Below are 12346 nucleotides of genomic sequence, written 5' to 3'. Positions count from 1 at the left end.
TTCAGTCCTCCAGTTCGAGTTCTTAAATAGGGATGCAGCCGGGCCTTTGCGGGCCCGGCTGCGGAAGGGAAAGTTCAGGTCCCCCCCGGAGCACCGGGAGGGCTCCGAAATCAGTTGGCGGCCGGCTCGTCGCTGGCCGGGGCTTCTTCGGCAGCGGCTTCGGCGGCGGGAGCCTCTTCAGCGACGGCTTCGGCGGCGGGGGCTTCTTCGGCCGCGGCTTCAACGGCCGGAGCTTCTTCAGCGACCGGGGCTTCCGGAGCGGCGGCTTCAACCACCGGTTCCGGGGTCAGCTCGCGGGCCAGGGTCGGCTCCATCGGCGCGATCTGGGCGCCGAGGTCGACGCCCGAGGCGGCTTGACCGGCGGCCATGCCGTCGAGGACGGCGTCGGCGATCAGGTCGACGTACAGCTGGATGGCGCGGGCGGCGTCATCGTTGCCCGGGATCGGGTAGGTGATGCCGTCCGGGTCGCAGTTGGTGTCGAGGATGGCGATGACCGGGATGTTCAGCTTGCGGGCTTCCTGGATCGCGATCGCTTCCTTGTTGGTGTCGATCACGAACATGATGTCGGGGATGCCGCCCATGGCCTTGATGCCGCCAAGCGACAGTTCAAGCTTGTCCATTTCGCGCTGCAGGCTGAGGCGTTCCTTCTTGCCGCGGCCGCCGCCTTCGCCTTCCAGCAGGCCTTCCAGCTCGCGCAGGCGGGCGATCGAACCCGAGATGGTGCGCCAGTTGGTCAGGGTGCCGCCGAGCCAGCGGTGGTTGACGTAGTATTGGGCGCAGCGCTTGGCGGCTTCAGCCACCGGGTCGGACGCCTGGCGCTTGGTGCCGACGAACAGCACGCGACCGCCGGCGGCGGCGACTTCACGCACCTTCACCAGGGCCTGGTGCAGCAGCGGAATCGACTGCGACAGGTCGATGATGTGGATGTTCGAGCGCGAGCCGAAGATGAAGCGGTCCATCTTCGGGTTCCAGCGGTGGGTCTGGTGGCCGAAGTGGGCGCCGGCTTCGAGCAGCTGGCGCATGGAGAATTCAGGCAGAGCCATGGTCTGTATCGGATCCTTTTTCCGGTTATCGCCTCCGCGGGCAATTCCAGGCCGATCGGCCCAGACCGGAACGGATCGGTCGGGATGTCTCCCCGGCCGGCCCGAACGCCCGCGTGCGTGATGGGCGGGGGACATAGGCGGAATGAGCGGCAAATGCAAGCCGCCGGCCGCGAGAAGCCTATTGGGTCGCCGATTCCTTATAGGGCTTGGAACAGTCGCCGAACTTTTCCTGACCGATCTTGAGAATGGCGTCGCTGCTGGAATGCTCCCGCGTATGCCACTCGGCGTGATCCCTCAGACCGTTGGTGAACACCAGAATGGTTCCCCCGAAAGAGATGTTCTCCGGAATGCAGAACTCCGGCGGCTTCTGGTCCGCCCTGAGGGCTTCGGCCTGCATGCTGATCAGACCTTCCACCACGCCGAGAATGAAGTAGGTGCAGACCTCGCGATTCTCGTCGCAGGTCTTGTTCAGCCCCTGCACGTTCCAGACATCGTAAATTTGCGCCTGGGCCGCGTTCGCCGACACCGTCATGGCGCCCGCCAACACAGCGCCCACCCATCGCTTCATCATCATCAGACATCCTCCAGGTAGGCCACGCCCGGCGCGGTTTTCAGCGCCCCGCGCAGCGAGGCGTCCAGCGAATAGAAACCCGGCAGCTTCATCTCGATCTCGCGACCGCCGCCGATGCCGGCGACCAGGATCACTTCGCCGCCGCGTTGGGAGGCGGCGCGGGTCAACCGTTGCCGCAGGCTGTCGATCTCTGTCGAGCCGGCCGAGACATGGACCCGCAGGCCGGCCGCCACGGCTTCGAGGGACTTGTCGACCGGCTCGGCGTCGTCGCCGAAGAAGCGGACCTCGCCGTCCTTGGACTTGGCGCGAACACGGATGACCACCGCCTTGCCGGGCTCCAGCACCTCACGGCACTTGCGCAGGGCCTCAGGCGGAAACAGCACTTCATACTCGCCGGTCGGGTCGGACATCGAGACGAAGGCGAACTTGTCGCCGCTCTGGCTGGCCCGTTCCTGGCGGCGGCGCACGATGCCGGCCATCTTGAAGGCGTCGCGGCCGGCCTCGGCCTCAGGCAGGGCGTCCTGCAGCAGGGTCACCCGCCGGCGGCGCAGCACCTCGACCATGTCCTCCAGCGGGTGGCCGGTCAGGTAGAAGCCGACGGCGGCCAGTTCCTCGTCGAGGCGGCGGATCTGGTCCCAGGGCTCGACCTTGGGCAGGCGCGGCCGCGAGGCCTCGGTCTGTTCTCCGCCGAACAGGCTCTCCTGCGACGACGCCCGGTCGGCGGCCAGGGCCTGGCCGTGGGCGATCAGCACATCGGCGCCGGCGACGATCTGGCCTCGGCTGGGATGGATGCTGTCGAAGGCCCCGGCCCGCGCCAGACCCTCCAGCGCCCGCTTGTTGACCTGCCGGGGATCGACCCGCTCGACGACGTCGAAGATGTCCTTGAACGGCCCGCCTTCGTTGCGAACCTCGACCAGATGCTCCATGGCCGACAGACCGACGTTGCGCACCGCGCCAAGGGCATAGAGCACCTCGCCGTCCTCGACCTCGAAGTCGGCGCCCGAGCGGTTCACGTCCGGGGCCCGCACCGGCACGTTCGAGCGGCGGGCGTCCTGGTAGAAGACCGCCAGCTTGTCGGTGTTGGAGATGTCGAGGCTCATCGACGCGGCCATGAACTCGACAGGCGCGTTGGCCTTGAGCCAGGCGGTCTGGTAGCTGATCAGGGCGTAGGCGGCGGCGTGGGACTTGTTGAAGCCGTAGCCGGCGAATTTCTCGACCAGGTCGAAGATCGACTTGGCCTGGTTCGGATCGACGCCCTTGCCTTCCGCCCCGGCCACGAAGCGGACCTTCTGGGCGACCATCTCCTCGGGCTTCTTCTTGCCCATGGCCCGGCGCAGGAGGTCGGCTTCGCCCAGACTGTAGCCGGCCAGGATCTGGGCGATCTGCATCACCTGTTCCTGGTAGACGACGATGCCGTAGGTCTCCTTCAGCACCGGCTCCAGGGTCGGATGCAGGGTGTCGATGGGTTTGCGGCCGAACTTGCAGTCGACGAAGCTGTCGATGTTGTCCATCGGCCCCGGCCGATAGAGGGAGATGATGGCGGTGACCTCTTCCAGGCTGCCCGGCCGCAGCTTGCGCAGGGTGTCGCGCATGCCCTGGCTTTCCAGCTGGAACACCCCGACCGTCTGGCCCGAGCTCATCAGGTCGTAGGAGGCGGCGTCGTCGAGCGGCAGGGTCTCGATGTCGATGGCCGCGCCGCGCTTGGCCATGTGCTTCAGCGCGCGGTCGATGACCGTCAGGGTCTTGAGGCCCAGGAAGTCGAACTTCACCAGCCCGGCGCTCTCGACCCACTTCATGTTGAACTGGGTGGCCGGCAGGTCCGAGCGCGGGTCCTTGTACAGCGGCGTCAGCTCGACCAGCGGCCGGTCGCCGATGACCACCCCGGCGGCGTGGGTGGAGGCATTGCGGTAGAGGCCTTCCAGCCGCAGGGCGACACCCAGGCACAGCCCGACCTGCTCGTCCTCGTCCCGGGCCTGTTTCAGGCGCGGCTCGATCTCGATGGCCTGGGCCAGGGTCGTGGGGTTGGCCGGGTTGTTGGGGATCATCTTGGCCAGGCGATCGACCAGCCCCAGCGACAGCTGCATCACCCGGCCGACGTCGCGGACCACGGCCCGGGCCTGAAGGGTGCCGAAGGTGATGATCTGGGCGACCTTGTCGTCGCCGTACTTCTGCTGGACGTAGGTGATCACCTCGCCCCGCCGCTCCTGGCAGAAGTCGATATCGAAGTCGGGCATCGACACCCGCTCCGGATTGAGAAAGCGCTCGAACAGCAGGCCGAACCGCAGCGGGTCCAACCCCGTGATAGTCAGCGACCAGGCGACCAGCGAGCCGGCCCCCGAACCCCGTCCGGGCCCCACGGGAATGCCGTGCGCCTTGGCCCATTTGATGAAGTCCGACACGATCAGGAAGTAGCCGGAGAAGCCCATCTGCTGGATGACGCCGACCTCGAACTCCAGCCGGGCCCAGTATTCTTCCTCCGGGGCCGCCAGTTCGACGGCGGCCAGCCGGGCCTTGAGCCCCTCGCGCGCCTGGTGGGCCAGTTCGTCCGGCTCGCTGCGGCCGGCCCCGGTGTCGAAGCGCGGCAGGATCGGGTCGCGCTTATTGACCATGAAGGCGCAGCGGCGGGCGATCTCCAGGGTCTGGTCGCAGGCCTCCGGCAGGTCGGAGAACAGGGCCCGCATCTCGGCGGCGGTCTTGAAGTAGTGTTCAGCCGTCACCCGCCGCCGCTCATCCTGGCCGACGAAGGCGCCGTCGGAGATGCACAGCAGGGCGTCGTGCGCCTCATACATCGACCGGTCGGGGTAGTAGACGTCGTTGGTGGCGACCAGCGGCACGTCATGGGCGTAGGCGAAGGCCACCAGCCCCGGTTCCGCCGCCGCCTGCTGCGGCAGGCCGTGCCGCTGCAGTTCGATGTAGAAGCGGTCGCCGAACACCGCGCTCATGGCGCTCAGGACTGCCTCGCCCTCGGCCGTCTTGCCGGCCGCGAACAGCGGATCGACCGGCCCGTCCGTGCCGCCCGACAGCAGGATCAGCCCCTCGCTGTGGGCAACGAGCTTGCTCCAGGCCACCGACGGCTCGGAGACTGCGTCGATCTCCAGATAGGCGGCCGAGGAGAGGATCGAGAGGTTGAGGTAGCCCTGCTCGTTCTGGGCGATCAGGGTCAGGGTCGGGGTCCGGGCCCATCGTTCGGGCGGCCCCTCGCCGATGCCGGTGACCGGCAGGGCGCAGGCAATCAGCGGCTGCACCCCGGCGTCCTTGGCGGCGACGGAAAATTCGAGGGCGCCGAACAGGTTGGCCCGGTCGGCGATGCCCAGGGCCGGCATGCCCTCGGCGGCGGCCAGCTTGGGCGTCTTGTCGGCCTTGATGGCCCCTTCCAGCAGGCTGTAGGCCGAGCGCACCCGCAAATGGACAAAGCCGTTCGCCAGATCCGCCATGTTCCTACGTCAACCTCCGCCTACTGCGGGTTCATCCTTAAGACCGACTCAGGCCGCCACATAGGCCAGCGAGCACATCATCCACACAAAGCTGACAACCGACGCCAGAGCCAGCGTTTCACGAGCAATCTTGGCCATCCGAGCCTCCCCGTTCCAAGTTCCGGCTTTGTTCCTATTCCCGTTTTGTTCCACAGGCAAGCACAAAGTCGAACACCGTGTGAGCAAGCTGTGAGGGAGACGTGGGGAAGGCTGGCGCCCTCCCCTTCCGCCTTAGAACAGCCAGTCGTCCTTCGGGGCTTCGGCCGGCATCGGGCTGGCGCCGGTGATGAAGTCGGCCGCCGAGAGCGATGAGGCCAGCACGCCGGTCAGGGTGACGTAGCCGCCGTCGGCGAAGACGATCTTCGCCCCGCCGGCCATCTGCACGATGGAGCTGTAGACCCCGCCGTAGCCGCTGATGTCGATCAGGTCGGTTCCGTCCTGGAAGTCGGCGATGGTGTTGGCCCCATCGCCCGTGGCCAGCACGAAGATGTCCGCGCCGGCGCCGCCCGTCAGGGTGTCCTGACCCGCGCCGCCGATGAGAACGTCGTCCCCGTCGCCGCCGAACAGCTTGTCGGCGCCGAGGCCGCCCTCCAGGCGATCGGAACCGCCCAGGCCATTGAGCGTGTCGTTGCCGTCGAGACCCTGCAGGGTGTCCCAGCGATCATCGCCATTCAGCGTGTTGGCGCTGACATTGCCAGTCAGCGTCCGCTCCGAACCGGGCGCTGTTGGCGGCGGAGGCGGCGGAGGTGGTGGAGGCGGTGGCGGTGGTGGCGGTGGTGGCGGTGGCGGTGGTGGCGGTGGTGGCGGTGGCGGCGGTGGCGGGCTCGCGCCGGTGATGAAGTCGGCCGCGCTCAGGCTGGAGGTCTGCACGCCGGTCAGGGTGACGTAGCCGCCGTCGGCGAAGACGATCTTCGCCCCGCCCGCCATCTGCACGATGGAGCTGTAGACCCCGCCGTAGCCGCTGATGTCGATCAGGTCGGTTCCGTCCTGGAAGTCGGCGATGGTGTTGGCCCCGTCGCCGGTGGCCAGCACGAAGATGTCGGCGCCGGCCCCGCCGGTCAGGGTGTCCTGACCCGCGCCGCCGATGAGAACGTCGTCCCCGTCGCCGCCGAACAGCTTGTCAGCCCCGAGACCGCCTTCCAGGCGATCGGAACCACCCAGGCCATTGAGCGTGTCGTTGCCGTCGAGACCCTGCAGGGTGTCCCAGCGATCATCGCCGTTCAGCGTGTTGGCCGAAGCGTTGCCAACCAGCGTCCGCTCCGAGCCGGGGCCAGCCGGAGGCGGCGGCGGCGGTGGTGGCGGCGGCGGCGGCGGCGGAGGGGGTGGCGGAGGCGGAGGGGGTGGCGGAGGCGGAGGCGGAGGCGGAGGGGGTGGCGGCGGCGGCGGCGGAGCGCTCAGGCCGATGAAGTCCGCGTCCGTCAGGCTGGAGGCCTGCACCCCGGTCAGGGTCACGTAGGAGCCGTCGGAGAAGAGCAGCTTGGCCCCGCCCGCCATCTGGGTCTTGCTCGTGTAGCCGCCGAAGGCAGAGACATCGAGCTTGTCCACGCCAGCCGCGAAGTCCGCGACGGTGTTGGCCCCATCGCCCAGGCCGATGACGAAGAGGTCCGCACCGGCCCCGCCCGTCAGAGTGTCCTGGCCGGCAGCCCCGACCAGCACATCGTCACCATCGCCGCCATACAGCTTGTCGGCGCCAGCGCCACCTTCCAGGCGGTCCGACCCGCCCAGGCCGTTCAAGCTGTCGTTGCCATCCAGGCCCTGCAGGGTCTCCCACAGCTCGGTTCCGGTCAGGGTGTTGGCCGCGGCCGTGCCGGTGATGGTCCCTTGCGATCCCGGCTGGATGGGCCCGGGCGGCGGCGGCGGAACCGGCGGCGGCAGGGGCGGCGGCGGGCTGGTCAGGCCCCGGAAGTTATTGGCCGTCAGCGTATGGGCCTGGACGTTCAACAGCCGAACGACGACGCCGGCGGCGATGGTCAGGTCCGCATGGGCCCCGACCTGGACGACCGACTGGTAGTTGCCGAAAGCGGTGAGGTCGATCTGGTCCACCCCGACCTCAAAGTCGGTGACCGTGTCGTTGCCGGAGAAGGTATCGAAGACGAAACGGTCGGCCCCGGCCCCGCCGGTCAGGTTGTCGGCCGCCGCGCCGCCGCTGAGGATATCGTCGCCCTGATCGCCCCACAGGCTGTCGGCGTCGTCGCCGCCGTTCAGGCTGTCCTTGCCGATGCCGCCATGCAGCTGGTCGAGGCCGCCGTCGCCGTTGACCTGGTCGTCCCCGTCGCCGCCCCACAGCTGGTCGCCGCCGCCATGGCCCGACATGCCGTCATCGCCGGCCTCGCCGAAGAGCTGGTCGTCGCCGAGGTTGCCAGTCAGGCCGTCGTTGGCGTCGCCGCCGTGCATTTCATCAGCGCCGTCACCGCCGAACAGGCTGTCGGCGCCGCCATAGCCGAAGATGACGTCGTCGCCGCCCTCGCCCCGCAGCAGCTGGGCGTTGTTGTTGCCCGACATGGTGTTGTTCAGGCCGTTGCCGTTCAGGGTCTGCTGGTCACCCAGCGCGACCATGATCTCGATGTTGTCGGACAGCACATAGTAGTTGGCCGCCGTGCGCAGGGTGTCGGTTCCCTGGCCGGCCAGCTCGACCACCACATCGCCCTGGCCCACGGTGTAGGTGTCGTTGCCGACACCCCCGGCCAGGTCGTCGGTGTCGCTGTCGACGCCGGCGTCCAGCTCGTCGTCGCCGGCCCCGCCGACCAGGTCGTCCAGCCCGGCCCCGCCAAAGATGTGGTCGCCGCCCTCGCCGCCTTCCAGCAGATCGTCGCCTTCCAGGCCCAGCAGGGTGTCGTCGCCGCCAAGGCCGCGCAGGGTGTCGGCCCAGGCATCTCCCGTCAGGGTGTCGCCAGCCACCGTGCCGTCCAGCACCACGGCCGGCGGCGCGACCCGGCCGATGAAGTTGTTGTCGTTGAAGCCGCCGGTCCAGGCGAGGCGCATGACCACGCCGCCGTTGAAGGTGAAGATGGTCTCCGTCGCCGTCTTGGTCATCGTCCGCCAGTAGCCGAAGGCGGTGATGTCCAGCTTGTCCTGGGACCACTCCCAGCTGGTGACCAGGTCGGTTCCGCCGGCCAGTTCAACGACGTAGATATCGGCCCCGTCGCCACCATTCAGGGTGTCGTCGCCAGCCCCGCCGCGCAGGGTGTCCGCGCCTTGAAGGCCGATCAGGGTATCAACGCCTTCGCCGCCCTCGAGGACGTCATCGCCGGCGTTGCCGTCCAGCCTGTCATCGCCGCCCAGGCCGCGGAGGGTGTCGGCGCCGCTGTCGCCGATCAGCGTGTCGTTGCCGGCCGTGCCGATGATAGGCTCGGAATAGCCCTTGACGTCGTTCAGGGTCAGGGCCGCCGCCAGAACGTTGAGCAACAGCACCGTGACCCCGCCGGTGAAGGTCAGCAGGGTATCGGCCGCGACCTGGGCCTTGCTGATCCACAGGCCTGTCCCGGTGACCTCGAGCTCGTCGATGCCAACGGTGAAGTCGGTGATGACGTCCGCGCCCCCTCCGGCGGTGACCCAGAAGACGTCCGTGGCGTCGCCGCCGGTCAGGGTGTCATTGCCCGCCTGGCCGATCAGGGTGTCGGCGCTGTCGCCGCCGCTCAGGATGTTGGCAACCTCGTTGCCGACGATGAGGTCGGAGCCAGAGCCGCCGATGGCGTTCTCGATGACGGCGCCCATGGCGACGGCGACGTTGCCCTTCAGGCCGCCGACGTTGGAGAAGGCGCCTTGCTGCAGGTCTATGACCTGCATCTGGCTATAGCCCGAGAAGTCGAAGGTATCGATGCCGCCGGCGTCCCAGACCGCGAAGATCAGCGGGCCGTTGGCGGCGCTGAACCAGCTGCGGCCGGCGGTCGCGTTGAAGCCGTAGACGGTATCGCCGACCCGGGTGGTCATGTTGGCGCCGTACAGGCGCTGGGCCGCCGCGATGTCGTGCAGCATGGTGGTCGCCGGGTACAGCGGGCCAAAGTCGGCGCCCGTCTCGTACTCGTAGAAGTAGCTCATCACCGTGTACTGGTTGCTGTCCTGCAGGTACTCGGCATCGGAGGCGTAGGTCGGCGCGCCGCCGTTGTAGTCGCCCGGATGATCCAGGCCGATGGCGTGACCGATTTCGTGGATCAGGGTCAGGAAGCCATAGCCGCCCAGCGCCGGGCTGCTGTTCTCAGTGTCCGCCAGATTGACCCAGATGTCGCCGGAGGTCTCGTCGTCGAACGGCGACACAGACGGACTGCCGGAATCGGGCATGTAGGCGAACGCCGCCGTGTTGTCGCTGCCGTCGAGGTAGTTGGCGAAGCGGATGTCGCCAGCGTTCGAGTAGCCGGAGACAAAGTTGAAGGCGATGCCGGCGACGTCGGACCAGGCGCTCAGCGCCGTGGTCGCCGCCGTGATCTGGCTGGCGCTGAACCGGCTGAAGCCGGTGATGCCTTCCCCGTTGGCGTATCCGGGGCGCGTGCTGGTGAAGCTGACCGATACCGTCACAGGCTGGCCGAGGACGCCCTGGCCGTTCCAAGAGAGATTGTCGCGCGTCAGCTGCTGGGCCGCCTGGGCGACGCTGAATGACGGCTTGGCCAGGAACTGCGCGTCGCCCGCCGCGCCGGCGAGAAAGCGCGCGCCGAACAGGGCCGAACCCGCGAGGGGCGGCGGATCGAACTCCAGCTCCGGACGGCTGACGGTGACCGCGGGGCCGTCATCGGCGTGCACCCGGGAGGCCGGCTCCTCGAGACCACCGCCAAAGGCCGCCTGGGTCGCGGACGGCGCCGCGCCGTCGTCATGGTCGACAAGAATCCAATCGAACGACAGCTGTTCTTCGAAAGCCACGGAATCCCCCCGACGCAACTAAGGGAGGACCTTAGGGAGGGGGTATCGTCAAGGCAACCAGAACCGGTGTTACTCTTCCTCACCGTTCATCGGCGGATTGTGCAGGGCGACGATGTCTTCCAGCTCGGCCTTGCGGATGGCGCGGGTGACGTTGAGGCGCACCAGGATGGTGTTGGCGCCGTAGGTCTTCTTGGCCCGGTCCCAACCCGAATGGATGCCCTTGTGCAGGCATTCGGTCTCGCCGGCGTAGACCACCGTGCGATCGCCGCCCTTCATCTTGACGAACAGGTAGTTGGCCCCGGTCGGCGACATCGGGCCGGCCCCTTCGAGCGGCAGGTAGCGATAGCCATGGCCCGATTGGCCGTCGAACTCGTACTGATGGGCCACACGCGCCTCCCTCACTCGGTCACAGAAACGACTCTATGGCCTTGTTTGCATGGCGAAATCGGGGCGAGCGGGCGCCACTCAAGAGGCGCCGGGAACCCGTGTTCGTGACGGTTGACAGCGAGACGCGACATTTGTAGCGTACCCGTGACGCACAATGAGGTCGCCCGATGGGTCAGCCGCCTTCCGACACCGAACTGGAAATCCTCAAGGTCTTCTGGCGCGACGGCGCGGCCAGCGCCCGCGAGATCCAGGCCGCCCTGCCCCAGGCGCTGGACTGGACCGGCTCGACCACCCGCACGGTGCTGGAGCGGATGCGGGCCAAGGGCCTGCTGGTGCGGCGATCGGTCCACGGTCTGGCGGTCTATGAGGCAGCCCAGGGCAAGGCCGACATCCTCGGCGGCGTGCTGCGCCGGGTGATGCGGCAACTCCTGGAGGTCGAAGGCCCCCTGCCCGCCTCGGCCTTCGCCGGCAGCGCCATCCTGTCGGCGGAAGAGCTGAGTGAACTCGAGGTCCTGCTCAACGCCGAGGAACCCGCCGGCGCCAAGGGGGAGAAGTCATGAACGGCGTCACCCTCGCCCTGCTGATCCTGGGCTCCACCTTGCCGATGGCGGCGCTCGGCCTCCTCGCCGGCCTGCTGACCGAGCGGATCACCGGCGCGCCGGGCCTGCGCGAGCGGGTCTGGGGCCTGGCCCTGCTGGCCCCGGTGCTGGCCGTCGTCGCCGTGGTGCTGGTCTCGCCGCACCTCTCCCGCCCGGCCCCGCCGGAGCAGCCGGTCACCGCCGCCATCGACGCCTTGAACACCGGCGACGTCGCCGTGCTGAAGCCCGAGGCGGCCGATCCCCTCCGTTCGATCGGCGACCTCGCCGTCCTGCTCGGCCCGGTGCTGCTGCTCAGCGTCATCCTGCTCGGCGTCCTGGTCGCCGTCGGTCTGCTGGTCCGCCGCCATGTCCTGCTCGGCCAGATCGTCCGCGCCGCCAAGCCGCTCGACGACGCGGCCCTGTCGGCCGAACTGGCGCGCCAGGCCATCGCCCTGAAGGTGCGCGCGCCCGGCCTGAAGGCCTCCGATCGCGCCGGCAGCCCGCTGCTGGCCGGCCTCATCCGGCCCGCAATCGTCATCCCCCGCGCCCTCACCCGCCTGCCGACCCAGCGCCTGGCGCTGATCTGCGGCCATGAGCTGGCCCACCTCAAGCGCGGCGACAACCCGCGTGCCTGGGCCGAGGGCCTGCTGCTGGCGGCGATGTGGTTCAACCCCTTCATGGCCATGATCCACGCGCGGCTGAACGCCGCCCGCGAGGAGCGCTGCGACGCCATCGCCCTCAGCCAGGCCGACACGGCGTCCCGTCGCGCCTACGCCGAAACCCTCATCGAAACGCTCCGTCTCAGCGCCGGTCCGGAGCCGCAGTCCGCGTTCATCGGCGCCGGAAGGAAGACCGCCATGCGCCTGAAAGCCATCCTCAAGCCCCACGGCCCAGCCGGAACCGGCGCCAAGGCCGGCGTCGTCGCCATCGCCGCCGTGCTGGTCGCCGCGCTAGGCGCCGGCTCCATCGCCCTGGCCGTCCAGGCTGCTCCGGCCAAGGAACGCGCCTCGAGCTGGCGCCAATCCATCCAGGAGAACGCCCTGAGCCCGAAGGGGGTGATCGACATCGCCGCCGACACCATCGACAAGCGTCCCGGCAACGTCACCATCTTCCGAGGCCGCCCGATCGTGAAGCTGGCCCCCGCGACCGGCAATCCGAAGAAGGACGCCGAACTGGCCGGGGTCGTGTTCCTGATCAACGGCCACCCGGTCGCCGACGACTTCACGCCCAGGGCCCTCGACATGGACCGCGTCGCCCTGATCAAGGTCACCGGACCGGAGATGCCCGCCGGCGGCCTCTCGACCGTCAACTTCGTGATGCTGGCGCCCGAGGCGCCGCCCCCGCCGCCGGCCCCGCCGGTTCGCGCGCCGAAGCCACCGCCGCCTCCGCCGCCCGCCCCCGAGGACGCGCCGAGCCCGCCGACGCCGCCGGCGCCGCCTGCAC

At 68.8% G+C, this 12346-nt stretch carries 8 protein-coding genes; 2 read left to right on the top strand and 6 right to left on the bottom strand.

Annotated features, from left to right (window positions below; genetic code table 11):
- Positions 1–110: 110 nt before the first annotated feature.
- From rpsB to AC1RSK_RS22105, 6 genes are all read right to left on the bottom strand, one after another.
- The gene (gene rpsB, locus AC1RSK_RS22130) at positions 111–1043 is read right to left on the bottom strand and encodes a 30S ribosomal protein S2 (protein ID WP_492909859.1); all 933 of its coding nucleotides are present in this window, start codon (positions 1041–1043) and stop codon (positions 111–113) included.
- Between the two features lie 178 nt (positions 1044–1221).
- Positions 1222–1617, bottom strand: coding sequence for a Rap1a family protein (locus AC1RSK_RS22125; protein ID WP_492909858.1), 396 nt, complete (start codon positions 1615–1617; stop codon positions 1222–1224).
- The gene (gene dnaE / locus AC1RSK_RS22120) at positions 1617–5048 is read right to left on the bottom strand and encodes a DNA polymerase III subunit alpha (RefSeq protein WP_492909857.1); all 3432 of its coding nucleotides are present in this window, start codon (positions 5046–5048) and stop codon (positions 1617–1619) included. The genes AC1RSK_RS22125 and dnaE overlap by 1 nt, the downstream gene beginning before the upstream one ends.
- Before the next feature lie 48 nt (positions 5049–5096).
- A complete protein-coding gene (gene sidA / locus AC1RSK_RS22115; RefSeq protein ID WP_271068493.1) occupies positions 5097–5186 on the bottom strand; it encodes a cell division inhibitor SidA in 90 nt (29 codons plus the stop codon).
- A gap of 132 nt (positions 5187–5318) precedes the next feature.
- A complete protein-coding gene (locus tag AC1RSK_RS22110) occupies positions 5319–9938 on the bottom strand; it encodes a M10 family metallopeptidase C-terminal domain-containing protein (RefSeq protein WP_492909856.1) in 4620 nt (1539 codons plus the stop codon).
- Positions 9939–10007: 69 nt separating this feature from the next.
- Positions 10008–10325, bottom strand: coding sequence for a hypothetical protein (locus tag AC1RSK_RS22105; protein ID WP_492909855.1), 318 nt, complete (start codon positions 10323–10325; stop codon positions 10008–10010).
- Positions 10326–10492: 167 nt separating this feature from the next.
- On the opposite strand from AC1RSK_RS22105, the gene AC1RSK_RS22100 reads away from it, so the two are divergent.
- Both AC1RSK_RS22100 and AC1RSK_RS22095 read left to right on the top strand, forming a co-directional pair.
- Positions 10493–10885, top strand: a complete 393-nt coding sequence (locus AC1RSK_RS22100; RefSeq protein ID WP_492909854.1) for a BlaI/MecI/CopY family transcriptional regulator — start codon at positions 10493–10495, stop codon at positions 10883–10885.
- On the top strand, positions 10882–12346 hold a 1465-nt coding region (locus AC1RSK_RS22095; protein ID WP_492909853.1), incomplete at its 3' end, for a M56 family metallopeptidase. The genes AC1RSK_RS22100 and AC1RSK_RS22095, both read left to right, overlap by 4 nt.

It is taken from the genome of Caulobacter sp. GW821-FHT11A05 (assembly GCF_058809015.1).
The sequence above is the reverse complement of the archived record's forward strand: the minus strand, read 5'-3'. Positions and strand labels throughout refer to the sequence as shown.

Coding starts and splice junctions, on each gene's coding strand:
- AC1RSK_RS22125 (WP_492909858.1), bottom strand. CDS start 1,617: ATGATGATGAAGCGATGGGTGGGCGCTGTGTTGGCGGGCGCCATGACG.
- rpsB (WP_492909859.1), bottom strand. CDS start 1,043: ATGGCTCTGCCTGAATTCTCCATGCGCCAGCTGCTCGAAGCCGGCGCC.
- sidA (WP_271068493.1), bottom strand. CDS start 5,186: ATGGCCAAGATTGCTCGTGAAACGCTGGCTCTGGCGTCGGTTGTCAGC.
- AC1RSK_RS22100 (WP_492909854.1), top strand. CDS start 10,493: ATGGGTCAGCCGCCTTCCGACACCGAACTGGAAATCCTCAAGGTCTTC.
- dnaE (WP_492909857.1), bottom strand. CDS start 5,048: ATGGCGGATCTGGCGAACGGCTTTGTCCATTTGCGGGTGCGCTCGGCC.